The following is a 24885-nucleotide window of genomic DNA, read 5'->3' as shown; positions in this document are numbered from 1 at the left end:
CTCTTTTCACCTCGGCCGCTACGCGGCTAGACTTTAGAATCAATCTCTTCTTCTTCGGTCTTTACCAGCGTTCGCCGTGCTACGCCTTCGTCGACTGCCGCCGCGCCCACCCCCTTTGCCACCGCATCCACCACGCGGGGGTCGAAAACGCTCGGAATGATGTATTCCGCGCCGCGCTCCTCCTCGGTCACGATCGAGGCGATTGCATAGGCCGCCGCCAGCTTCATCCGTTCCGTGATCCGGCTCGCGCGCACGTCGAGCGCGCCGCGGAAAATACCCGGGAAGGCGAGCAAATTGTTCACCTGGTTCGGAAAGTCCGAGCGGCCGGTAGCAACCACGGCGGCAACCGGCGCGGCAACGTCCGGCATGATTTCCGGCGTGGGATTGGCCATGGCAAAGACGATTGGATCGCGTGCCATCCCGCGGATCTGGTCGGGCTGAAGGATGCCCGGCGCCGAGACGCCGATGAACACGTCCGCGCCTGCGAGCACGTCCCCCAACGTACCGCGCCGGTTTTCACGGTTGGTGTGTTCGGCCAGCCATCGCCAGTGCGCGTTGTCGTAGCGCTCCTCCCGATTGATCGCTCCATTGCGATCGACCGGTATGACGTCGCGCACCCCGGCTTCCAGAAGCATCTTGATCGTCGCCGTTCCGGCCGCGCCGCTGCCCGAAACGACCACTTGCAGATCGCGCAAATCCTTGTCCACGACCTTGGCCGCATTGATCAGCGCGGCGAGAATGGCGACTGCGGTCCCGTGCTGATCGTCGTGCATCACGGGGATATCGAGACGCTCGATCAACCGTTGCTCGATCTCGAAACACCGCGGAGCCGAGATGTCTTCGAGGTTGATTCCCCCGAAGACCGGCGCGATCCGGACGACCGTCTCGACGATTTCATCGACGTCCTTGGTCTCCAGACAAATCGGGAAGGCGTCGATACCGGCAAATTGCTTGAAGAGCATCGCCTTGCCCTCCATGACCGGCAGCGCACCGAGCGGTCCGATGTCGCCCAGACCCAACACTGCCGTACCGTCGGATACGACCGCAACGGTGTTGCGTTTGATCGAGAGCTGAAACGCCTTGGACGGATCGGCGGCGATGGCCATGGAGACGCGAGCGACGCCCGGCGTGTAAACGATGGAAAGATCCTTACGCGTCTTGACCGCCATCTTCGGTTCGATACGGATCTTGCCGCCCAGGTGAGCCAGGAATGTGGAATCGGAAACCGAGACGACGCGCACGCCTTCCAGCCGCTCAACCGCATTGCGAACTTCGGTGCCGATTCCGTCCGAGCTGACGTTGATGGTTACGTCGCGCACGACGCGCGCTCGTGTAACCGAACGCATGTCGACGGCGACGATCTCTCCGCCGGCATCGCCGATGGCGTTGGCAAGCACACCGAACGCGCCGTTCTCGTTCGGCATCTCGATACGCATGACTAGGGTGAAGCTAATGGTTACAGGAGGCATTCCTTCTCAATTTCCGCTGACGGTCATCTCCGCTACGCGAAACGACGGGGCAGCCGTTGCGCCGTCGAAGCGTAGATCGCTCGCTACCGCGTCGAGGGCCGCAAGCATCGCGGCAAAGTTCCCGGCTATCGTGAACTCGTCGATCGGATAGGTCAGCTCGCCGTTTTCGATCATGAAGCCGCGCGCTCCCCGGCTGTACGCGCCGGAAGCATGCTCAGCGGCAAAGCCGATCGTGTCGAGGACCAAAACGCCGCGCGGGGTCGCCGCGATCAGCTCCTCGAGCGATTTCGCCCCGGGCTCGAGGTAGAGATTGTTCGGGCCGATTCCCCCGCCGGTAGAATTGCCCGTGGTCCGCGCGCCCAGCTTACGCGCGTAGTACGCGTCGAAGAGAAACGTGCGCAAGATCCCGGCCTCGAAGACGGGGGTCCGGCGCGTCGCCACGCCCTCGCCGTCGAATGGTGCGCTGCCCAAGCGGCCGGGTAACGTGCCGTCGTCGATAATCGTCACGAGTTCGCTGCCGACGCGCTCGCCGATCCGGTCGGCCAGCCAAGAATTGCCCACCGCCACGTTCGAAGCCGCGACCGCCGCGAAAATATCGTCGAGAACGGCCGCCGCGACGTCGCGCTCGAAGATCACCGGCACGCGCATGGTGGACGGTTTACGCGCTCCGAACATCTCGACCGCGCGCCGCGCGGCGATCGCGCCGACGCGTTCGGCCGGCTCGAGGTCGCGCATGAAGCGCCCTGCCGTTCCATAATGGGCCGTCCGCTTCGTGCCGTCCGCTTGCGCGACGGGGGCGGTCGATCGCGACGCACGCGTGCCCGAGTACAGCCCGCGAAACCCGCGGGAGTTTACCAACGCGATCGTGCTCGTTGCATCGGAGTAGTGTGAGCCGTTGGAGTTGACGACGCGCGGATCGACGGCTCGGATGACGCGCTCGAGCGCGAGCGCGTCATCGACCTTGGCGGCGCCTTCGAATTGCGCGATGCGCGGATCGAAAAGCTCGAGATCGCCGCCGAACGATCCGTTCTCGTCGGGAAGGCCGGCGTACGGGTCGGCGGCAACATACGCCGACTGCTCGAATGCGCGTGCGACCGCTTCTCGCAACGCCGCCGGACGAAGATCCGAGGTCGAGAACGAGGTGTGGCGTCCGCCGTTCCAAAGGCGCAGCTGCAGGCTCGACCCGGTCGAGCGCTCCAGTTTACTGATCGTCGCATCGCGCGCCTCGACGTGAAATCGCTCGGCGATCGCGTACGCCGCCTCCGCTGCGTCGGCACCGGCTTCCAAAGCGAAGTCGACGGCGCCGGCAGCGACTTCGATCGCGTCACTGTCCGTCATGGAGCGATCCGGTGCCTCCAACGGTGATGGATGAAATCTTGAGCGTGGGCATACCGACACCGACCGGCACGCGTTGCCCAGCTTTTCCGCAGGTGTAATGGCGGCGCGCCAAACGGCTATCGTTTCCGACGGCGACGACCTTGGTCATCGCCTCGGGTCCGTTGCCGACGATCGTCGCGTTCTTCACCGGCGCCGTCACCTTGCCGTTCTCGATCAGATACCCCTCGGCGACCATAAACACGAAGTCGCCCTTGCTGATCTCCACTTGGCCACCCGCGAACGCCTTGGCGTAGAGACCGCGTTTGGTCGAGGCGATGATCTCCTCCACGCTGCTCGTGCCGCTCGGCATGTACGTATTGCACATGCGCGGCTGCGGCAAGAAGCGGAACGACTGACGGCGTCCGCTGCCGGTCGAGGCGACGCCCATCAGACGCCCGTTGAGCTCGTCCTGCATGTAACCGCGCAACACGCCGTCTTCGACCAGCACCTTGTGTTGACCGGGAACGCCTTCGTCGTCGACGGAAACGCTGCCGCGCTCTTCCGGTAGATTCCCGTCGTCGTAGATCGTCACCAATTCGCTCGCCACGCGCTCTCCGACTCGCCCGCTGTAGAGCGAGGTCCCACGCCGGTTGAAATCGCCCTCTAAACCATGCCCGACCGCTTCGTGAAGCAACACGCCGCCGCCGCCCGCGCCGACAACCATCTCCATCTCACCGGCAGGCGCCGGTTCGGCCTGCAGATTCGTCACCGCAATACGCGCCGCGTCGCCGGCGAGCACTTCGGGCGTGTGATCGTCGAAATACGCAATCGAGGTCCGCCCGCCGTCTCCCACGTAGCCCGCTCCGCGTTCACCGCCTGATTTCGCCACCGTTTGTACGCCAAACGCGATCATCGGACGATGGTCGTGCACGAGCAGTCCGTCGCTCGTCGCGATCCAGACGTCCTGCAGTTGGTCGGCAACGTGCGCGTTGACGGCTACGATGCGCGAATCGAATGCACGCGCGCTGCGATCGGCTCGATCGAGCAGGTCTACATATTGCTGCGCCGGTGCGTGAGAAACCCGCGACTGATCGTAAGGCGCCGCGACTTGCGTGCCGGTGAGATCCGCAAGCGCAATCGTCTGCGCCGGAGCACCGCGCGCGATCAGCGAAGCCGCCTCGGCGGCGCGCAGCAACGCATCGAAATCGAGCTCGTCGCTATAAGCGTAGCCCGCCGATTCGCCGATCACCACGCGAATGCCGACGCCTTGCGCAACGGAACTCGAGCCTTCATGGATGCGGCCGTCCTGGAGCCGGAACGAGTAGGACAGACGCCGCTCGCAAAAAATGTCCGCAAAATCGCCGCCGTGGCGCAGTGCGCGGGCAAGAAGCTTGCGGTAGACGTCGCGATCGAGCATGGCGGGTTGAACGAGCCTTCCTTTAAAACGTGGCGAGTTCGTCTACCGCGCGCACGTACGCGCTGTCGGGATCGCCCGGCGAATCGTTGATCATGAACGCGAAGGCGACGCGCCCGTGGTGCATCGTATTCACGTATCCTGCGAGCGAATCGGCATCGCTCAAATGCCCGGTCTTGGCACGGACCCGCCCAAGAGCGGTGGTAAAGTCGTAGTCGGTCAGTGTTCCGTCGCGTCCGCCGGCCGGCAGCAAGTCGTAGAGTTCGACACCGTGGTCCCGCAATTCGGCATCGCTGAGAATTCGCGCGAGCGTGATGGCCGCCACCCGGTTGCTCTCCGCTAATCCGCTTCCGTCCACGATGCGCATGCCGTCGGTCGGAATGCCGCGCGCATTCAAGAAGGATCGTTCAGCAGCCAGTCCGCCGGCGTCGTCGCCGCGGCCCTCGATATCGATCCCGAGCGTGCGCATCAGCTGTTCGGCGTAGTGATTGTCGGAAACGTAGAGCATGTGTTCGATAACCATTCGCAGCGGAGCGGAGCGGTGATCCCAGAGCACGATCGAATCGAGGGGCGCCGCGGAGACCTGTGGCTGCTGCGAGGTGGTAATGCCCGCTTGACGCAGCATGTGCGCGAGCACGTCACCGACGTAGACCGGCATATCGTGCACCGGCAACCAGAACTTCTCCTCGGTCTGCGCCGGAATCGCGCCGCTCAAGGCAAAGTTATTCGGCGAATCCGCCGCGATGATGACGTCATCCTCACCCGTGCTGCTGCGCACCTCCCCGGTCACATGCACGTCGCGGCTAGCCGGAACGACGGCCACCCGCGCGGGAGAGCCCGGCATTCCGCCATAGACGCGAAACTCGGCCGTGTCGTCGTCGATCGAAGCCGCGCTCGTCGGCACCTGGAAATCTTCGTTGGCGTCGCTCGGATCCCAGTGCGGATTGATTTCCGGACCGCTCATCGCCGTCGCGTCGACCGCAACCGCGCCGTCGATGTGCCTCAGACCGCTGCGCGCGAGCAGACGCACGCCGCTACGCAGGTCATCACTGCGGAGCGAGGGATCGCCCGATCCGATGAACCAGAGGTTACCCTCGAGCGTGCCGTTCGACGGTGCTTGGGTTGCGGCGAGCAGCGTGTGAAAGCGATAGTTCGTGCCCAGCACATTCAGCGCGGCGTCGGCGACGATGAGCTTTTGCACCGAGGCGGGTGTGACTGCCGAGCGCGCGCGATCGGCATAGATCACCCTTCCGGTCGCGTCGATTACCGCTAGGCTGTACCGGTCGGAGAGCGCCGGCGCGAACGCGTCGGTCAGGTCCCGATGCAATCGCGCGATCTCTGCGGCGCTCCACGGCGCCGGGCGCGGCACCGGACGGGCGGCCGCAGCCGTTTGGTTCGGTCTAGGCGCAGGGGCGCGCGCAGCACAACCGCGCAGGAGCGACCAGATCGCGAGTGCGATGACGGCCAGCACCACGACGAGGATGAGGCGGCGTCTAATGCCGCGAGAGCGCTTCGATCTTCTCTTGTAACGTACGCTGTTCTTCACGCAGGCTATCGAGGTCCGAGCGCAGAGCGCTCACTTGAGAGGGAACTTTTGCCGCTTCACGGATCCGCATTGCGGCTTCGGCGGCGTCGCGCCGGATGCGGCCGTCGAAGCCGCTGACGGCAAGGCGATCGAGCGCCGGCAGCGCGCTCGGATCTTCGAGCGCCTCGGCCGCTGCGATCGCTGCCAACGCAACCAAAAACATCGGATCGTCGAGCAGCTGCACGATCGCATCGGCGATCCGCGCTCGCGCTTCGTAGAGCAGTTCGCCAGCGCGTGCAAGCGCGCCGGCGGCAACGCGGCGCAAGCCTTCGTCACGGCCCAATCGCACGGCGTCGAGCAACGGATCGATCGCGCGCGGATCCGCGAGTTCGGCAAGTCCGCGCGCCGCACCGGCTTCGACCGTCGCGTTCCACGACGTGCCGCCGATCGCGGTAACCAGCGCGTCGAATGCGCGCGGATCGCGCGTCTTTCCGAGCGATGCGAGCGCCGCCGCACAGACGAAATACGACGGGTCGCCCTTCCCGAGCGCAAGCAGCGCGGTCGCGACGTCCGCAGCGCGGAACTCACCCAGCGCATCGGCAACGGCGCGCCGCACTTTCGGATGTGCGTGCCGCAGCGCGTTCAGAAGCAGCTCGCGCGCCCACGGTGCGCGCGTTTTGCCGATCGCTTGCGCGGCTTCGGCGAGCACCCCCCAAAACGGATCGCGCTCGAACGCCGCGCGCAGCCCCTCGCGGGCGCCTTGCGAACCGTCCTTGGCGAGTTCGCGCGCCGCACGAATGCGCGCAACCGGATCGGGATCGCCTCGCAAAGCGGCGGCTGCGAACGTCGGACCGAGTTTGTACGTGATGCTGCCGAGCAGCGACGCGCCGGGGTCGAAGCGCACCAGCTTCGGCTCGAAGTCGAGCGGGACGGTCACGGTTTCGTGCGCACGCTCGACGCGTACGCGAATGCGCCGCTCGCCCGCCAGCGGTCCGGGGCCGGCGTTCGCAGCAATCGCCGCGGGAACGCCGGCGCAAAACCCGAGATCGACGTCGAATCGATACGGCGGGTTCTCATCGTCGACGGTCTGCTTTTGTTCGATCGTCACGGTGGCGGCTTTGCGCTGAGCGTCCCAACTCACGCCGATCTCGACTTCGGGATGGCCGCCGCGATAGACCCATTGGTCGAAGAACCCGCGCAAGTTACGGCCAGTCTCTTCTTCGATCGCACGAACCAAGTCGATCGTTTCAACCGTGCGCTGCGCATTGTCGCGCACGTAACGGCCGATCGCGCGCCAGAAGCGGAGATCACCGAGCTCGCAGCGCAGCATGTGCAGCACGGCGCAGCCCTTCTCGTAGAGATGGCGGTCGAATACTTCGATCGGATCGCGGAAGCGGTTGCACACGATCGGGCGCCGGTAGCGCTCGCTGTCTTCCTCTAGATAGCGTGCGACGCAGCCGAAGACGTCGTAGAGATACTCGTCGTATCCGAGGTCGACTTCGCGCCAGATGCATTCGAAGTACGTCGCGAAGCCTTCGTTCAGCCAAGCTTGCGACCAGTCGCGGCAGGTGAGCAGATCGCCGAACCACTGATGCGCGAGCTCATGTGACACGAGCGGATCGCTCGAAAAATCGAGATGGGCGCGTTCGTCGTGAAGCGTGCGGTCGGTCTGTGTCGTCGCCGACGTGTTCTCCATACCGCCGAAGATGAAGTCGCTCACGGCGATCTGCGAATAGCGCGCGTACGGATACGGCGTTCCGATAGCGCGCTCGAACGCCTCGATCATCCTTGGCGTGTTGCCGAACGAGCGCGCGCCGTCGGCTTCGCGGCCCGGAAGCACGTAGTAAAAGACCGGCACGCTGCGTGCGCCGGCGTCGCCCTGGCGCGCCTCGATGAACGGCCCCACCACCATTGTCATGAGATACGTCGAGTGCGCAACGTCCTCGCGATAGGTGTAGATCGTGCGATCGCCTTCGTCCCTGCGCTCGACCAGCGCACCGTTCGACAGTGCGAAGAGCCCCTTGGGGACGATGACGGTCGTCTGGGTAGTTTGCTTCTCGGAGGGATAGTCGAGCGCGGGGAACCAATAGCGCGCATTCTCGTCCTGGCTCTGCGTCCACGCCTGGCGCACCTTGCGCGGATACTGCGGCGTCGGTTCGATGAAAAAAAGCCCATGCCGCGGGCGCGTTACGCTGTACGCGATCCGGAAAGTAGCGCGCTCATGTGGGGCAAGCGGCGGCTCGAACCGGACGTCGAGCTTCTCGTCACGTGCCTCGAATGCAAGCGGCTTCCCGTCTCGCTCCACCGAGGCGATCGCGAGATCGACGGCGTTCAGGACGAGCTGCTCGACCGGTTCGTCGTACGCACGTACCGTCGTGGTGCAGATCCCTTCGAGCGAACGGCGTTCGAGGTCCGGTTCGAGGCGGAGATCGATGTGTTCGACGGCGACCGACTTGTCGGGACCGTATTGCAATGGGGAACCGGGTAGCGCGAAAGCGCGGTGCGTCTCATTGTCATCGCGATATTTCATGGACGCTTCGCGTTTCGCCCGTCGGCCTGCGTCAACCCCCCGGTGACCGCGATCACCGCTCCGGTCATAAAGTCTCGCTCGGGCGCCACCAAAAACCGCACGACGTCGGCAATGTCGTCGACGCTGCCGGGGCGTCCGCGCGGATTGGAACTTTCCTGAAAGCGGGCAGCTTCACGGCTTTGACTTTTGTCGCGAATGTCGCCCGGTTCGATCGCGTTGACGGTCACGCCGTTCGGCGCCTCTTCGATCGCCAGCGTGCGCGCGAACGCGATCAACGCGCTCTTCGAAGCTTGATAGAGGCTGAACCCGCGAAACGGCAGCGTCGCGCTCGACCCGTTACTGCCGAAAACGACGATACGGCCGAACCGTGCTTCGCGCATCGCCGGCAACACGGCGCGGGTCGCGAGCACAGCGCTGCGGACGTTGGCTTCGAAGAGCCGATCGTAATCGTCCAGCGTGAGGTTGGCAAAACGCTTGACGGTGAGTGCCCCGACGCCGTGGACCAACGTATCGATCGGGCCGTGATCGACGACCAGGCGTTCGAGCGCTGCGGCGATCGCCGCAGCCTCGCCGGAGAAATCGACGTGCGCCGCGCTCGACGTTGCACCCGCGGCCTCGATCGCACGCAGCGCTGCACCGGGTTCGCTCGCGCGATAGGTAATGGCAACGTGCTGGAAACCGTCGGCCGCAAGCGCGGCGGCGATGCCGGAAGAGAGGCCGCTCCCGCCGCCGGTGACGAGCGCGCGGCGCGCGCGGGGCATCATCGAACCGCGCGCATCTGCTCGAGGACGCGAACGAAGCTTGCGGTATCGATCGCACCCGGAACCAAGAACTCGTCTTCGAAGACGAAACTCGGCACCGCCGTGATCCCGCGTTCGAATCCGTCCACCAGTTCGCGGCGCACCTCGTCGACGCCCCGATCGCTTTCGAGATACGCAGCGAGTTCTGCGCGGTCCAGACCCAGTCGCGCACCTGCATCGGCCAGTACGCCGTGGTCGCTCACGTCGAGACCATCCGTGAAGTACGCGCGGAAGAGCTGCTTTTCGAGATCGCGATCGAGGCCGTACTCGCGCGCATACGCCATCGCTCGATGCGCATCGAACGTGTTCGCGGTCAGCGCGCGGTCGAAGTCGAAGGTCAAGCCCTCGCTCGCGGCTTCGCGCGTAACCCGTTCCAGTATCGCGGGGGCTTCGGCACCGAATTTCGCGGCATACCGCTCGCGCGCCGGGATTCCGGGAATCGGTGCGTCGGGATCGAGTTGGAACGGATGGAGCCGGATCGTCACCTCGCCGTCGAACAGCACGAGCGCGCGTTCAAAACGTGAGACCCCGATGTAGCACCACGGGCAGACGACGTCGCTCCAGATGTCGATTCGCACCCGTGGTGCTTCCCGTTTTACACGGTGAAATCCCAGCTCGTCGAGAAGGAGGCGCCCTCTTGGGTCACGCCGCTGACACGAATGGTGTGGCGTCCCGGGTAGAGGGGGCGATCGGGCGTGTATTGGAACCCGTCGCTGCTGACATCGACGGCTCCAGTGATGTCGCGTCCGTCGAGCGTAACGTGCACCGAATCGCGGCGCACCGGCCGCGCGAAATCGGCCGAGATCGCCGGATCGCGATCGCGCGTCATGCCGACCGGCTCACGATTGGTGACGTACGCCCCCGCGTTCATCGGTTGCTCCGGCGGAGCATTGTAAGCGTTGCCGCGGTAACCGCTGGCCGAATGCCCGTGGGCGCTGTAGATCGCTACGGTCGAGGTGTTATTGTTCCAGTTGACCGACGCGCCGAGCGCCTGGGCGATGAAGCGCAGCGGCACGAGCGTCGTTGCGTTCTCGATAAACGGAGGTGAGTCGAGTGTTTCGGGCTGACCGTTGACGGTCGCCTGGGTGGAGCCGATGTGCAGCGAAACGTTGCGGCCGTTACCGGTCGCGTTGATCGTGCCGTTCTGGTACACGACGCTCGCCCCGAGTTGTTCGAAGATTCCGCGGAGCGGAACGAAGACGCGCCCGGCCTGTTCGACCGGCGGCTGAGGGAAGTTCATCGTTTGCCCGTTCACGATGACGGTGACGCCGGCGCTCTGCTGCGCGAGGGCCGGCGCGATGACCGCGGCAGGAAGTAGCAGCGCACACGCCGCGGCGCCGAGTAGACGTTGTATCATGCTCCGCTTTTACCCAGCCATGTTGGCGCTGCTAAACTATCGCGGGTGAGGTCTCCAGTTCGGAGACAACAGCCTTGCGGTCGGCGCGTCGGTCGAAGAAACCGATCCAGGTGTTGTAGATCATCGGCACCAGGAAGAGCGTGAGGATCAGCGAGCTGAGCAGGCCGCCGATGATGACGGTACCGATCGCTTGCCTCCATTCGCCGCCCTCGGCGAAACCTAGAGCAAGCGGCAGCATGCCGAAGATCATCGCCGCGGTCGTCATGATGATCGGACGGAAGCGCGTCGCCGCCGCCTGCAGCACCGCATCGCGCACGCGCATCCCGCGCTTGCACAGCGTGTTCGAATAGTCGACCAGCAGAATACCGTTCTTGGCGACCAACCCGAAGAGCATGATGATCCCGAGCATCGAGACGATGTTGAGCGATTGTCCCTGATCCGGCTCGAGCCGGCCCATGAGCGCCAGGAAGATCAACGCGCCGATGATCGCCATAGGAACCGAGAACATCACGATCAGCGGTTCCACGAAAGATCCGTAGAGGATCACCATCAGCATGTACACGAGCATGAACGAAAGGATCAGCGCGATGCCCATGTTGGTGAACGTTTCTTCCATGAACTGCGTGTCGCCCTGGGCGGTCGTACTCACGCCTTGGGGGAGGAAACCGGGCTGCTTGAGCTTCGCTTCGAGCGGCGCGGTCACCGCGCCGAGCGAGTAGCCGGGGAGCACGTCACCGAAAACGTTCACGACGCGCTGGCGGTTGAGGCGCTCGATCTTCGTCGGCGCCGTCGCCCACGTGAACGTCGCAACCGACGAGATCGGTACGAGCGTGCCGTCGTTGGCACGAACGCGCACGTTCTCGAGCTGCGCAACGTTGGTGCGATCGGCGCCCGGGAATTGCACGCGCACGTCTACCAAGCCGGTCGAGGTTCGCACCTTGGTCGCGACCGCGCCCGCAATCGCGATGCGCGCAACCGTCGCAACGTCAGCCGGGGAAACGCCCAGCACGGCGCATTTGGCGGGATCGACGTCGACGTTGAGGCGCGGTGCACCGTTTTCCGCGCTGGTCTGCACGTTCACCGATCCCGGCGTCGAGCGAAGAACCGATGCGACTTTTTCTGCCGCGGGAGCGATCTCGTCTTCCGGTCCTGAGAGCGCGTAGAAGATCTCCGCGCCCGACCCGTTACCGCTGTCGCCGGCCACTTGAAGTTCACCGCCCGGAACCAGATAGGCGAGCTTGCGTATTTTCGCAATGGTCGCGTTGGTGTCACCGCGGCGGTCGGGCTGCATGTCGGCGCCGAGCTGGGCATAGTTGCCGCCGATCGAGGATCCCCAACCCGACGGTTTACGCCCCACCGTGGAACTGACGTCCTTGACGCCGTCGATCTTCAAGATCGCGTCTTCCAATTGGGTCACATAGTGATCGGTCATCGTGATCGGCGTCCCCGGCGGATACGTGACGGTCATGTTGATGTGCCCGGTTTGCTCTTGCGGAACGAAATCGAAATTGATGCCGCCAAGCGCCGTCATTGCCGCACCCAAAGCGACCGGCATGAGGAACGTGAGAACGGTCAGGGGGCGGAAGGTCCCCAGCGAGGCGAACCCGCGCGTGTAGCGGCGCCCTCGGCGGACGAAAGCGGCAACGGCATACGCGAGAACGAGACCAGCGAGCCAGGCCGCGTCTACCCAGAGAGCGTTCATACCTCCACCGACGAGTGCTAGCGAATTGGTCAGCAGCAGCGTGCAGGTGAAGATCACAAAGGATCCGTGTTCGAGTGCGAACGGCAGCCACTTCGCGCGGTAGGCTTCGAGAATGCCGTCATAGCGGTGAACGAAGAGGTTGAGGATCAACACCGCCACGATCAGGATGCCGACGACCTTGAGCAAGATCACTTGGAACACCATACCTGCCACGAACGCACCGACCGCGGTCAGGAACAGCGCCGCATTGACGACCGCACTGTCGAGCGCCAGCAGCCACTTCGGCGTCGCCTCGGAACGCTTTTTGACGCTCCATTTCGCCGCCAGGAGCGGCGTGAGCGTAAAGGACACCAGAAGCGAGAAAAGCGTCGCGATCACGATCACGGCGCCGAACTCCTTCAGGTACGCGCCGACGATGCCGGGCAAAAAGGCGACGGGCAGGAACACGACCACGTCGACCATCGTGATCGCAATCGCGGCATTACCGATTTCCGTGCGCCCGTTGATTGCAGCGCTCATCGGGTCTTCGCCGAGATCGCGGTGGCGCGTGATGTTTTCCAGCACGACGATCGAGTCGTCCACCAAGATGCCGATGATCAAGGAGAGTCCCATCATCGACATCGAGTCGATGTGGAAGCCGAGCGCGCGCATGACGATGAACGTGGAGAGAATCGAGGTCGGTATCGCAAGGAAGATGACGGCCGCGTTGCGCCAAGCGTGGAGAAAGAGCAGCATCACGATCGCGGTGAGGAAGATGCCTTCGATCAGAGATTGTCCCACGCCGAGCAACGACTTCGCGGTGTAATCCGCCGGTGCGTCGATCTCCGTGAACTTGAGCTGCGGGAACTGGGACTCGATCGTTTTCATGCGCTCGCGCGCGATCTCGGTCGCCTTGATCTCGTCGCTGTTGATGTCGCGGCCGATGCTGAGATAGACGCGCGGCAAGCCGTTGTAATGGGAGATCGTGCGCATCTCGACGTGGCCGTCCTCGACCCGCGCGACGTCGCCGATTTTGAGGGACTTCACCGGATAGTTCAACACCGCTACCGGTGAAAGCGGTATCGCGGCGATGTCGCTGGCGTGATCGATGTAGGCGTGGATCGCGACCGTCGCTTCGCGCGTCGGCTGCGTCATGATTCCGCCCGGCACGTTGGCGTTGTTGTAGGAGACCGCGTTGTAAATATCTTCCAGCGTTGCACCGGTTCCGACGAGTGCAACGGGATCGGGATAGACGTGGAACTCGCGGTCCGCCGTACCATAGACGTTGACGCTCGCGACGTTGGGGATTTGGCTGATCAGCGGCTTGATCTGGTTATTGACGAGGTCGGCGATCTGCGGCTGCGAGAGCGAGTCCGAGCTGACCGCAATGTCGAGCAGCGGCTCGCTGCTGCCGTTCTTATACACGCCCGGTGGATCGAGATCGGTCGGCATGTACACGCGGGCCGTGTCGACTCGGCGCTGCACGTCGACTGCGGCAAGGTCCAAATCGGTGCCGAGCTTGAACTGCACGACGATCGTCGCCGTGCCTTCCTGGGCCGTCGCGCTAATAAGATCGAGGTGGTCGATGCCGTCGAGCTGATCTTCGATCGGTTTGATGACCAGCTTCTCCATGTCTTGCGGCGAGGCGCCGGGATAGGACGCGTCGACCTCGACGATGGGGAACGTCGTGCCCGGCGGATTGTTGCTGCGCCCCAGCTCGAAATACGAAATCGTCCCGAAAACGACCAGCGCCACGAAAATCATGGCCGTGATCACGGGGCGACTGATGGCGAAGCGCGTTAACCACACAACGAAACTCTCCCGAGGCAGCTATGCCTACCACTACGGGCGAGGCTCGGCCGTTGTTTCAATGCCTAAGGGGCCTTCCGGCTCTCGATGCGGTGCTAGTAACGCGGCCTCCCGCCGTCTCCGACGACGTCACCCATAAGAAGCATCCAGGCGTCGCCAACGCCGCCGATGAGCGCTAGAACAATGGCCGCCACGAGCCAATAAAGTCCGCTCGATTGACCACATACGAGCGTTGCGCCCGAGATGAGCGTGACCAGCGTGGTCAGCAGGCCCGGTGGACCGATGTTGCGCAACCGGTCGAGTGGCGTGATCGCTTTGTTCATACGGCTCACGACAACAAGCCCCGTCCCATACAAGCAGTCAATGACCACGAGTTCCGCGCCCAACACGCGAACCGACTGATGCGGGATGGCAAGCACAACCGACGCGATCAGCGGAAGCATGAAGATCAGAAGGGTCTGAATCGTTCGCCCTCGCAGCGCGGCGTGTTTTACGATCCACTCGCGGTTTAGTTGGACGGCCACAAAGAGCAGGCCCAACAAGGTCGCGCTCGCGCCGGCCGCAATCTGGGCCACCACGCTCCAATCCTGAATCATCGCTGTTGAATTGGTGCGCAAGACTGAAGGGTCCCGCCGCGCTAACGCGCGGCCGGGCATCCTGCCCTCGGGACCTCTACGCGCGTCCTGCGCGTGACTCGAAGTCGCTTCGCGTTCGAGTCCGTAGTCTTGCGCACCAAAACCAAAGGGCCCATTTCAGGGCCCTTTGGTTTTGGTGCGCAAGACTGGACTCGAACCAGCACGAGATTGCTCCCGCTAGCCCCTCAAGCTAGTGCGTCTACCAATTCCGCCACTTGCGCGCATGAGGGTTCTTTTTGGACAACTGCGCTAGTTTATAGCCTACTTCATGTTCGGGTCAAGGGCGTCGCGCAGGCCATCGCCGATGTAGTTGATCGAGAGCACGGTGAAGAGGATGCACAAGCCGGGGAAGACCGCCGCCCACCATGCGATTTGGAGGTTGGCCTGCGCGTCCGAGAGCATGTTACCCCACGACGCGGTCGGCGGCTGGATGCCGAAGCCCAAGAACGAGAGCGTGGATTCGAGCACGATGACGTTGGCCACGTCGAGCGTGGCCTGCACCACGATCGGGGCGACGGCGTTGGGCAAGAGGTGCCGGAAGATGATTCGCAAGTCGCCGTTGCCGACGGCCCGCGCCGCCTCGGTGAACTCGCGTTCGCGCAGTACGAGAAACGAGGCGCGCACCAAGCGCGCCACCGTCGGCCACGAAAGCGCCCCGATGATCAGCACGATCACCCAAAAACTGAGCGCGGCCTTGTTCGAGCTCGCGGCCACGATCGCGGTCAGTACCAGCAATAGCGGCAGGAGCGGGATCGAGAGGAACACGTCGGTGATGCGCATGATCAGCCAATCGACCCAGCCGCCGTAGTAGCCCGAGAGCGAGCCGAGCGTCACGCCGATGAGCAATTCGAAGAGGACGGTGAAGATGCCGATCGTCAGTGAGATGCGCGCGCCGTAGAGCAGGCGCGAGAGCAGATCGCGGCCGACCTCGTCCGTGCCGAGCGGATGTCCGCCGCACAAGATATGATCCTGGAAACACGGCGGCAGCGGCGTTCCCTGCCAGTGCACGTTGTCGATCGCGTTGGGGTCGAACGGTGCGAGCAGCGGCGCCAGAACCGCGCATAACACGATGATCGAAAGCACAACGATGCCGGCGACCGCGAGACGGTGACGGCGCAGACGGGTCCAAAACGTGACCTTCGAATAGACGGCGTCGTCGTCGTCGAATGGGTGCGCGCTTGCCGGAAGCGTCGATGCCATCGGTTTAGTCGTATCTCACGCGCGGATCGAGCCATGCGTAGAGTAGGTCGGCGATCAGGTTGGAGAAGACGACGGCCACCGCGATGATCAGCAGATAGCCCATCATCAGCGCGATGTCGCTCTGCTGCAGCGCGGCATAGAACATGCGGCCGGCGCCGGGCCAGGCAAAGATCTGCTCGGTCACGATTGCGCCGCCCAAAACGCCGGGAAACGAGAGCGCGACGATCGTGACGACCGGAATGAGCGCATTCTTCAGGCCGTGCTTGAACAGAATCGTGCCCGGGCCAAGTCCCTTGGCCGCGGCCGTGCGCATGTAGTCGGTCTTGGTCACTTCGAGCAGCGAAGAGCGCATGAAGCGGCTGTACAACGCAAGATTGAGCAGCGCGAGCACGATGACCGGGAGCACGAGATGTTCGATCGCGTCACCGAACGTGCACGTGTCGGTACTGCATCGCCCTGCCGACGGCAAGACGATCTCGTATCCCCCGGGAAGCGGAATGCCATGCACCGCGAAGAGCAGTTGCAGCATCAGGGCGAACCAGAAGACCGGCATCGACTGGCCGAAGAACGCCAGCGTCGTGATGAAATAATCGGCAAACGAGTACGGACGCACCGCGGAAAACATACCGGCCGAAAGCCCGATGCCCAGCGCGACGACGAACGAGACGCCCATGAGTTCGATCGTCGCACCGATCCGCTGACCGATCGCTTGTAGAACCGGCTCGGAATTGCTGGTCGAATACCCGAAGTCGCCGTGGAAAATCTGTCCGAGCCAGGCCAGGTAGCGATACCAGATCGGCTTGTCGAGTCCGAGATTGTGCTTGAGCCGTTCGATGTCGGCCGGCGTGATGTGCGGGTTCTGCAGATACGGCGCAAGCGGGCCGCCTGGAGCGTTATTCAAGATCACGAACAGAATGATCGAGATCAGGAGCAACAGCGGGATGGCCGCGAGCGTCCGGCGCAGGACATAGGTAAACACGAACGGCGGCTAGTTAAGAGCCCCGGCCCCGCGCACCTTCATCCGCTCTTAAGCTGCGGCTAACTTCTGCAGGCCGAGGATCTCGCGCGCCTCGTCGGGGGCGGCGATCGGCCGTCCGGCCTCCTCGGCGATACGAGCCACGCGCGCCACCAGTTCCTCATTGCGCGCCAAGCGCCCGCGACTGTAATACAGGTTATCTTCCAGGCCCACGCGCACGTGGCCGCCCATCGCGATCGCCGCCAACGCCATCGATACTTGTGCGCGTCCGATTCCGGCAACCGACCACGTGCAGCCCAGCGGAAGGTTATCGACCAGGTCGCAGAGATTCTGGACCGTCGCCTCGAGCCCGCCGGGCACCCCCAGCACGAAGTCGACGTGTTGCGGGAAATTCAGCAGACCTTCCTTGGCCAGACGGCGCGCGTTGGCGATGTGTCCCTTATCGAAGATCTCGAGTTCCGGGCGAACGGCGTACTGGCGCATCTTCGCAAGGATGCCGCGCATGATCGGAAAGCTGTTTTCGAAGACGTCGTCGCCGAAATTCACCGTGCCGCAGGTCAGCGTCGCCATTTCGGGACGCAGCTGGAGCACGCTCGCCCGCTCTTCGGGTGTCATCCCGATCGCGCCGCCGGTGGAAAATTGGACGATGAGGTCGCTCGCGCCGCGGATCGCGTCGTAGGCTTGCTTGAATCGCGCGAGTTCGTGCGTGTTCGTGCCGTCGTCGTTCCGGCAATGCACGTGAACGATCGACGCGCCCGCGGCGCGGATCGCGCGCGCCGTCTCCGCGAGCTTGGCCGGCGTGTGCGGCAAGTGCGGCGTTTGATCGAGCGTGACTTCGGCGCCGACCGGAGCGCAGGTTATGATCAGCGGCTGCATCCGAGCAAGGTTCAGCGCGGCAAGTGGAACTCCGCCCAGCACGCGGCTAGCACGACCGCCACCCGGATGAAGACGATCGACTGATGCACCCAACTGCGCTCCGGAAAGCGCTCGAGGGTCCACGAGAACAAGTACACCGCGAGCGTATATACCGGAATCCGCCACGTGTGCCAGTGCCATCCGCGGTCGAGAGCAAAAGTGAAGAGCACGATCAAACCGGCGATCGCAATTGCATCGAAGACGGTACGCTGTTTCATCTCAGATCCATCGTTCTCAGGTCCATCATTTTCAGGTCGATCATTCCGACTCCATCGCGCGATGAGCCGCGTCGATGACCGCGGGATCGATGCCGAGCAGTGCGGCCAGCGCGATCGCGTCAGCTTCCCGCGCCCCGTCGGCTGCGACCTCTTCCAACGTATAATCCATCGAGGCCGCCAGCGTTTCAAGCGCCTCTTCCAGATCGTCGCCCGCCGGTCGTTCGGGGATGCCGCGCAAACCCCGCACCGCGTAGTGCCGCGCCGCTGCCGCCTTGGCGATGCCGTCGAGGTGTGTTGCCGCGAATCCCGACGCATCTTCCTCGCGCAACCGTTCGATCACCGCGACCAGCAGCGCCTTACCTTCGCGCGGCGTCGTCGTGCGGGCAAACTCATCGAGCAGGAACAGCCGCGGTCCCGCGCGCCGGCCGAGCAAATCGCGCAGCCGCACGATCTCGCGCGCAAACGAAGAGAGGAGATCACCGGCGCTCGATTCGCCGTCACCGCCGATACCGAGCCACGCGATTTCGGAGAAGAGCGGAACGCGAGCACGCGCGGCCGGAACCGGCACGCCGAAGGCCGCACAGAGCGCGATGAATCCGCAGGTCCGCAGCGCGACGCTCTTCCCGCCCATGTTCGGCCCGGTCAACACGGCGATGCCGTCGAGCCGTACGTCGATCGCGGTGAACCTGCGTCCCTGCGTCTGGAGTTCCAGCGCGAGCGGTACGAACCGTCCGCCCTCGAACGAAAAGACTCCGTCATCGGCGAGTTCGGCGACGTGGCAGCGCTGTGCGCGCGTGAAGCGCGCGGCGGCGATCAACACGTCGCACTGACCGAACGCCTGCATCGCGTGGTCGAGCGCGGGAACGTGTGCGCGTATCGTCTCCGAGATGCGCGCTCGCACGGAACCCTCGGCACGCGCCACCTCCGCGGCGGTTTCGTCGCGCCGGCGCAGCGCCGCGAGCACGGTTTCATCGGCGTCGAGTTCGCACAGCAGATACGTCGGCGCCTCGCGAACGACGCGCACACCCGCCGGCAGCGGCCCGCGGAGATCCGCGCGCATCACGATGAATTCCGGCGGCGAGATCTCGCGCCCGAGCTCCTCGGCGACGGCGGCGTTTGCCCGGCCGCGCGCCGCCTCGTATTGCGCTTGCGCGCGTACGAACGCTGCGCGCACCTGCGCGAGCGAGTCATCGAATGCATCAGCGAGATAGAAACCGGGACGGGCGGTGCGCCCAGACTCGAGGACGCGCGCGCACTCGCGCAGCGGCGTGCTCGCGGTCCGGGGAAGATCGTTGCACGCGGCCGTGAGCGCATCGAGCCGCTCGCACGCCTCGAAGAATCGCTGCAACTCGAAAAAATTCGCGTCCTCGAGCACGTCGCCCATCGAAGCGCGCGCGATGGCCGAGGTCACGTCGGGAACGTGCCGCGCGACCTCGCGCGCCTCATCCAGTTGCTCGGAGTCGAGAGCGGCAGCGATTCGTTCGATTCGCGCGGCACGCGCGCGGGCCTGCGCCGCTCGATGCGGCGCGAACGGCAAAAGATCACCGAAGGCGGCTTCACCGTACGAGCTGCGCGGTTTGAGCGCTTCACGAAGCCAACCAAAGCCGATCGCCGCAGCGGTCGGGGCATCGACCAGCCGGCCCGGCCTCATGCGGCGCGCTCCGCCGCATACACATCGAATGTCGGAAGCCCGGTCGCGCGCGCGACGCCTTCGGCCAGAGCGCGCGGGCTGAAGGAGCGGTCGCCGCCGATCGAGGCGACCGTCGCAGCAATGACGCGCAGAGGGCGTTCGCAGCGGATCCGCAGCCGCTCGAAGGCGTGGAGCACGGCCTTTCCGCGGAGCACGATCTGCGTTGGATCGCGGACCACGATCGCGCGCTGCTCGCGGGCATGGATCAGTTGCGCCACGCGCGCAGGCGTAAGCGCGCCCTCGATCGCGAGCGCTTCGCCGCGACCGTCGTAGCGCGGCGTCTGCAAGCGCACAACGAGCGCACGCACGTCGTCGACGATCTCGCCGATCGTTGCCGCACCTGCGGCGCCGCACGCCACCACGATCGCGTCATCACCACCGGCCAGCGCGGCGACGCGATCGACCGCGCCGTCGACGATCGCGATCCCGGCGTAGTCGACGAGCCGATCCACGACGGCGCGGACCGCCGATGCGTTCGGTGGTCCGATCAGCTCGTAGTGCGCGCCGCAGCGTACGCGAGCAAAGACGAGCACGCCGGCCGCCGTCGTGATGGAGGAGAGTGCGAGCAGTTCGCTCGCGGGAGACGCGGGTAAGACGTCGCGCGCGGTGGCGATCACCGTTTGCGGTTCGAGCCAGAGTCGCGGCTTTGCGATCGCATCAACGGCGTCGACGGCTTCGCCGTCGCGGCCGATCGAGGCGATTCCGGGGAAGGATCCCGTCGCCGTGCACGCCCGGTAGACGGCGCGCAGCGCGACGGTCTTACCGACGTTCTTAGCCGTGCCGGCCACGAACAGCGACCGCGCGCCGCTGGCCCGCCAGAGCTGCAAAATCGATTCGCCGACGCGCGCGTGCATAGCCGCGCGTTTCGCTAGCCGGCGTGCAGTGCCTTGAGCGCGATGAATGCGGCCCCGGTCAGTGCAAGCAAAACGCCGCCGAGTGTCTCGGCAGCGTCTTCCACGCGCGTGCCGAGCGCGCGGCCGAGGCTCAACCCGAGCGTCGTGGCAAGGACGGAAACGACGCCGATCGTGACGAGCGCCACGACCAAGGGCACGCCGATGTAGAGGATCGAGAACCCGATGCCGAGTGAGTCGAGACTGATACCGAGCGAGGCGAGCAGAAGCCCCCAGCCGCTGTCCAATTCGAGCGCAGGGCGATCGCCCAGATTGCGCCGCGCCTCGATCGTCATGTAGACGCCGACCGCGACCAGCGCAACGTAGCCGAGGTATGCGGCACCGTCGCCGATCACGCGCCCAACCGCCAGGCCGAGCCCGGCGCCGATACAGTTCATCGCAATTTCCGCGCTCGCGAACGCGGCGCCGATACGGATCTTTGCCGCAGTCGAGGCGCCGCGCACACCGACGCCGACGCTCACCGCGAAGACGTCGAGCGCCAGCGAAAACGCTACGAGGAAAACCTTGATCAGAAGAAGGGCGCGCCTGAATACGAGTCGCGTTTGACCGATTGCGAGAGCAGATGAGTCACCGCTGCGCGCAGTTGCGAGATCGTGAAGGGCTTATTCAGGAAGAGATTGGCGCCGGCGTTCTTGGCGCGGCCATCCATCGCGTAGTTGGTGTGACCGGAGATCATCAGAATCGGGACGCCGCGCGTGCCGTCTTTTGCGCGCAGGCGTTCGACCAGATCGATGCCCGAGATTCCGGGCAGCATGAAATCGCAGATGATGATGTCGAATGGCCCCTGCCGGTCGACCGCAACGAGCGCGCTTTCGGCATCGTTGCACATGATCATCTCATATGGGCCCTTGCGCAAGACCGTATCGATCAGCGTGCAGATAGCCGGGTCATCGTCGGCGATCAATACCCGCCAATTGCGCTGAACCATCTCTTCAGCCATTCGTGTATGCCACTTTCACGCCTCGGATGGCCGCGTGAGGCTTTGGTAAATTTTCCATAATGACGGTCCGGCCGCCGCGGTGGTCGCACATCCCGCCTGGAACCTTCAGCTGCCCTGCGCCGCTCCCTCCGCAAACCTCACCCATTCGGGCCCGGCGCCGGGTTTTGGGAACCCGCGTCGTAGTCTAGTGCCCGAAATGGCCCTTATCGATCGACTTCTCGCTCCCAACTCGGGTTTCCAAAAGAACTTCTTCTTCCTCGCCAAGCGCTTTGTGGCGGGCGAAACCATCGATTCGGCGATCGCTGCGGTCCGCGAGCTCAATAGCGCCGGCATGACCGCAACACTCGACTTCCTCGGTGAGGACGTGCTCGAACGCGATGCCGCCCTCAAGACACGGGATACCTACCTCGCCGTGCTCGACCGCATCCGCGAGAGCGGCGTGCAAAGCAACGTTTCGGTTAAGATGACCGCCATGGGGCTGTTGATCGATCGACGGTTCGCGCTCGAAAACCTCACGCGCATCCTGCACGATGCGCAGCGCAACGCCGACCCGTTCGTTCGCATCGACATGGAGGGCTCGGCGGTCACTGCGGCCACGCTCGATCTCTTCGAGTCGGCCTACGCCAAGGATACGAACGTCGGCATCGTGCTGCAGGCCTATCTGCGGCGAACGCCTGCGGACGTTGCGCGCGCGATCGCAATCGGCGCGCGCGTACGCTTGTGCAAAGGGGCCTACGACGAACCGCCGGAGCTTGCGATCAAGGAGATGCCGGCGATTCGCGTTGCCTACCTCCAACTGGCGCACGAGCTGCTCGAGCGCGGAAACTACCCCGCGATCGCCACTCACGACCGCTCGCTCATCGACGAGGTTCGCGCGTTCACGCGCGAACGCGCCATCGCGAGCGATCGTTTCGAATTTCAGATGCTCTACGGCTGCCGCCCGCAGCTTCAGCGCGAACTGGTGGCGCAAGGTTACCGCGTGCGCGTCTACGTTCCGTTCGGAACGCATTGGGCCGGATATTTCTACCGCCGCGTGATGGAGCGGCGCGAGAACGCGCTCTTCGCGCTCTCGTCGATGTTCGCAAAGTAACGTGCGCGCCGTGGTGCAGCGCGTTTTGCGCGCAAGCGTTCGCGTGGAGGACCGAACGATCGGAAGTATCGGAGCCGGGCTCCTCGTGCTGCTCGGCGTCGCCGCTCCGGACGGCGACGACGACGCGCGGTACATGGCTGAGAAGATCGCGAATTTACGCATCTTTCCCGACGAGGGCGGACTGATGAATCGCAGCGTGCTCGAGACCGGCGGCTCGATTCTGCTCGTTTCACAATTCACGCTGCACGGCGATGCGCGCAAGGGACGGCGCCCTTCGTTCATCGCCGCGGCGAAGGAGCCGCTGGCAAGTGAACTCTACGAACGCACCGGACGCGAGTTGGAGCGGTTGGGCCTGCACGTCGAGTACGGCGAATTCGGCGCCGACATGCAGGTCGAACTGGTCAACGACGGGCCGGTGACGATCCTACTCGATTCGCAGCGCGCGTTCTAAGTGCTAGAGATCGACGTCGTGCTAGAGATCGACGTCGGCGATTCGCTCGATGCGGATGACCTTGTCGGATTCGGTGAGCCGGCCGAGTACGTCGAAGCCGCCGCACACCGCGCCGAAGACCGTGAAGGCGTTGTCGAGATGGTACTGTGGGGAGAGCGTGATGTAGTACTCGCTGCCGGCCGAGTCCCGAATCGGCGTGTTCGTTTTCTCGTCGTAGTTCAGGCCCATGGAGATCACGTAACCGTTCTGTTCCAGCGGATTTTCTTCGGCCGGAATCGAGTAGCCGGGTCCGGGCGCGTTCTTGGCGTCCTGCTCGCCGGTCTGCACGACGAAATCGGGCACGATTCTGAACCACTGGTTGTTGTCGAAGAAGCCGCGGTTCATCAGATTGAGAAAATTGGTCACGGTCAACGGCGCCCACTCCGGATAGAGCACGACGTAAATGTCGCCTTCGCTCGTCACGATACGCAGACGCGGATGCTCGCCGTGCGCCGGAGCGGTCATTTCGGCTGCGGTTTGCGGCAGCAGCGAGGGCGCCGTCGGGACGTCGGCCGGCCGCGGAGCGCCCGGGGCGACCGGGTGGCGCGGCAGCGCCGGCAGCGCCGCGTACGGATCGGGGCGGACGGGCGGAACGTGGACAAACGCCGGAATCGCGGTCCAGTGCTGGGTCAGCGTTCCGCCGCGCAGCAGACGGATCGACTCGGCGGTCTGCTCCTGGACGCGCCAGGATCGATCGTTTAGCAGCGGCTGCAGCTCCGCTGCGCGCGCCGGGCCGGTGAGATGCCCGTAGGCCCGGACGGCCTCGATCCGTACGACCTCGTCCGGATCGCGCAGACCGGCGCGAAGGGTCGCCAAAGGCACCCCGGCGGCGTAGTCACGGAAGATCGTCCACATGATCCGCTCCCGGACTCCCGCATCGCGTTCTTGCCCGTAGGCCGTCGCCAGGGCAGCCGCGATGTGCCGGCCCGCCGGCGAGCCGGCAAAGAGCCCGAGCGCAATCGCGGCGCGCCCGCGAACGACCGGTGAGAAGCGTCGCTCAGCCATCGCTGAAACCAGCTGGCGCACCGCCGTCGCCTCGGCGCCGGCGGGCAGTTTGCGCGCCTCCTCGTAGCGGCCAAGGGCGTCGATGGCGGCGATTTTCACTGCCCCGTTGCGGTCGCCTCGGACCGCCGCGGTAACGGCCGGCGCGTCGCTTCCCAGCCCAATCAAACCTAAGCCGTATATGCTGAAGGCTCGGACGGCAGCACGCGGATCGTGGAGGTGACGTTCGAGTAGCAAGACGCCATCCGGTTGCTTGGTTCTCCCGATCGCGAGCGCAGCACGTGCTGCCGTCGCGGCATCGGGCGAAGCGAGGAGCGCGGCCAACCGGCCGCCGCCGAGCGAACGGTGGGATTCGAGCGTGAGGATTTCCGACCGGTCGCCGGCAGAGACCGCACCCACCAATAGGGCGGCGGCCACAAGCAGCGGCCGAACCAACCAAGATCTCGATTCTCGCATCCGTCCCCCAAACCAATAGCACCGAACCTGCGTTCTAGTATATGCACGATGATAGCCGTCCCTTTGGACGGCTGCCCACAGGTGGAAAAGAGAGCAAGCATGGCAACCCCCGACAGCGGTAAGAAGACCAGCGGCATGTCCGTCCGCGAAGCAGGCCAAAAAGGCGGCGAAACCGTCAAGAAAAAGTACGGACCGGAGTTCTACGAACAGATCGGACGTAAAGGCGGGCTGGCCACCAAGCAAGCTCACGGTCACGAGTTCTACGAGCAGATCGGTAAGAAGGGTGGAAAGAAAGGTGGCGAAGCCACGCGCGACCGCTACGGCCCAGACTTCTACGAACGAATCGGACAAAAAGGTGGCCAGAAAGTCAAGCAACTCATCGAAGAGGGGAAGCGCGCAGCCGCTGCGCAAGAAGCGGAGCGCGAAAAGCGCGCAAGTTAGTTTCCTGACATTGATCGCG

22 protein-coding genes and 1 tRNA gene are annotated in these 24885 nt (G+C 64.4%); 3 read left to right on the top strand and 20 right to left on the bottom strand.

Annotation, left to right across the window (positions count from 1 at the left end; translation table 11 throughout):
- Positions 1-26: 26 nt before the first annotated feature.
- The 19 genes from VMF11_12730 to VMF11_12640 all read right to left on the bottom strand — a co-directional run bounded on the left by VMF11_12730 (position 27) and on the right by VMF11_12640 (position 21387).
- Entirely contained in the window at positions 27-1436 is a 1410-nt protein-coding gene (locus VMF11_12730) for an NAD-dependent malic enzyme (GenBank protein HTU71168.1), read from the bottom strand.
- A 39-nt stretch (positions 1437-1475) separates the two neighbouring features.
- Positions 1476-2807, bottom strand: coding sequence for a TldD/PmbA family protein (locus tag VMF11_12725; GenBank protein ID HTU71167.1), 1332 nt, complete (start codon positions 2805-2807; stop codon positions 1476-1478).
- A complete protein-coding gene (locus VMF11_12720) occupies positions 2794-4203 on the bottom strand; it encodes a metallopeptidase TldD-related protein (GenBank protein HTU71166.1) in 1410 nt (469 codons plus the stop codon). The genes VMF11_12725 and VMF11_12720 overlap by 14 nt, the downstream gene beginning before the upstream one ends.
- A gap of 22 nt (positions 4204-4225) precedes the next feature.
- The gene (gene dacB, locus VMF11_12715) at positions 4226-5674 is read right to left on the bottom strand and encodes a D-alanyl-D-alanine carboxypeptidase/D-alanyl-D-alanine-endopeptidase (protein HTU71165.1); all 1449 of its coding nucleotides are present in this window, start codon (positions 5672-5674) and stop codon (positions 4226-4228) included.
- Between the two features lie 19 nt (positions 5675-5693).
- Positions 5694-8255: a M1 family aminopeptidase gene (locus VMF11_12710; GenBank protein ID HTU71164.1), complete on the bottom strand. Its 2562-nt coding sequence runs from the start codon at positions 8253-8255 to the stop codon at positions 5694-5696.
- Complete coding sequence (locus VMF11_12705) at positions 8252-9019, bottom strand: SDR family oxidoreductase (protein ID HTU71163.1); 768 nt, start codon at positions 9017-9019, stop codon at positions 8252-8254. Before VMF11_12705 ends, VMF11_12710 begins: the two co-directional genes overlap by 4 nt.
- Positions 9016-9633 (bottom strand): DsbA family oxidoreductase, encoded by a 618-nt coding sequence (locus VMF11_12700; GenBank protein ID HTU71162.1) that lies wholly within the window; start codon positions 9631-9633, stop codon positions 9016-9018. The genes VMF11_12705 and VMF11_12700 overlap by 4 nt, the downstream gene beginning before the upstream one ends.
- Before the next feature lie 17 nt (positions 9634-9650).
- The gene (locus tag VMF11_12695; protein HTU71161.1) at positions 9651-10412 is read right to left on the bottom strand and encodes a copper amine oxidase N-terminal domain-containing protein; all 762 of its coding nucleotides are present in this window, start codon (positions 10410-10412) and stop codon (positions 9651-9653) included.
- A 31-nt stretch (positions 10413-10443) separates the two neighbouring features.
- Positions 10444-13902, bottom strand: a complete 3459-nt coding sequence (locus VMF11_12690; GenBank protein ID HTU71160.1) for an efflux RND transporter permease subunit — start codon at positions 13900-13902, stop codon at positions 10444-10446.
- Between the two features lie 95 nt (positions 13903-13997).
- On the bottom strand, positions 13998-14498 hold the full coding sequence (locus tag VMF11_12685; protein HTU71159.1) for a hypothetical protein: 501 nt from the start codon (positions 14496-14498) through the stop codon (positions 13998-14000).
- A gap of 173 nt (positions 14499-14671) precedes the next feature.
- Positions 14672-14758: transfer RNA gene (locus tag VMF11_12680), tRNA-Leu, on the bottom strand.
- A gap of 40 nt (positions 14759-14798) precedes the next feature.
- Positions 14799-15737 (bottom strand): oligopeptide ABC transporter permease, encoded by a 939-nt coding sequence (gene opp4C, locus VMF11_12675; protein HTU71158.1) that lies wholly within the window; start codon positions 15735-15737, stop codon positions 14799-14801.
- A 4-nt stretch (positions 15738-15741) separates the two neighbouring features.
- Entirely contained in the window at positions 15742-16716 is a 975-nt protein-coding gene (locus VMF11_12670) for an ABC transporter permease (GenBank protein ID HTU71157.1), read from the bottom strand.
- A 48-nt stretch (positions 16717-16764) separates the two neighbouring features.
- Positions 16765-17589: a 3-keto-5-aminohexanoate cleavage protein gene (locus VMF11_12665; protein HTU71156.1), complete on the bottom strand. Its 825-nt coding sequence runs from the start codon at positions 17587-17589 to the stop codon at positions 16765-16767.
- An 11-nt stretch (positions 17590-17600) separates the two neighbouring features.
- Positions 17601-17846 carry a hypothetical protein gene (locus tag VMF11_12660; GenBank protein ID HTU71155.1) on the bottom strand — a complete coding sequence of 82 codons (246 nt, stop codon included), beginning with the start codon at positions 17844-17846 and terminating at the stop codon, positions 17601-17603.
- A gap of 40 nt (positions 17847-17886) precedes the next feature.
- Positions 17887-19497, bottom strand: coding sequence for a hypothetical protein (locus VMF11_12655; GenBank protein ID HTU71154.1), 1611 nt, complete (start codon positions 19495-19497; stop codon positions 17887-17889).
- Complete coding sequence (locus VMF11_12650) at positions 19494-20390, bottom strand: hypothetical protein (protein ID HTU71153.1); 897 nt, start codon at positions 20388-20390, stop codon at positions 19494-19496. The genes VMF11_12655 and VMF11_12650 overlap by 4 nt, the downstream gene beginning before the upstream one ends.
- A 14-nt stretch (positions 20391-20404) precedes the next feature.
- On the bottom strand, positions 20405-20908 hold the full coding sequence (locus tag VMF11_12645) for a manganese efflux pump (protein ID HTU71152.1): 504 nt from the start codon (positions 20906-20908) through the stop codon (positions 20405-20407).
- A 47-nt stretch (positions 20909-20955) separates the two neighbouring features.
- Positions 20956-21387, bottom strand: a complete 432-nt coding sequence (locus VMF11_12640) for a response regulator (GenBank protein ID HTU71151.1) — start codon at positions 21385-21387, stop codon at positions 20956-20958.
- Positions 21388-21583: 196 nt separating this feature from the next.
- Between VMF11_12640 and VMF11_12635 the strand changes: the two genes are divergently transcribed.
- Complete coding sequence (locus VMF11_12635; protein ID HTU71150.1) at positions 21584-22477, top strand: proline dehydrogenase family protein; 894 nt, start codon at positions 21584-21586, stop codon at positions 22475-22477.
- 10 nt (positions 22478-22487) lie between these two features.
- A complete protein-coding gene (gene dtd, locus VMF11_12630; GenBank protein HTU71149.1) occupies positions 22488-22928 on the top strand; it encodes a D-aminoacyl-tRNA deacylase in 441 nt (146 codons plus the stop codon).
- A gap of 21 nt (positions 22929-22949) precedes the next feature.
- On the opposite strand, the gene VMF11_12625 is transcribed toward dtd, so the two are convergent.
- Positions 22950-24404, bottom strand: a complete 1455-nt coding sequence (locus tag VMF11_12625) for a peptidylprolyl isomerase (protein ID HTU71148.1) — start codon at positions 24402-24404, stop codon at positions 22950-22952.
- Positions 24405-24473: 69 nt separating this feature from the next.
- Here VMF11_12625 and VMF11_12620 point away from each other — a divergent pair, with 69 nt between their 5' ends.
- Positions 24474-24866 carry a hypothetical protein gene (locus VMF11_12620; protein HTU71147.1) on the top strand — a complete coding sequence of 131 codons (393 nt, stop codon included), beginning with the start codon at positions 24474-24476 and terminating at the stop codon, positions 24864-24866.
- Positions 24867-24885 lie beyond the last annotated feature (19 nt).

Source organism: Candidatus Baltobacteraceae bacterium (assembly GCA_035502855.1).
Classification (GTDB): domain Bacteria; phylum Vulcanimicrobiota; class Vulcanimicrobiia; order Vulcanimicrobiales; family Vulcanimicrobiaceae; genus Aquilonibacter.
This window is presented reverse-complemented; position numbering and strand designations above follow the sequence as displayed.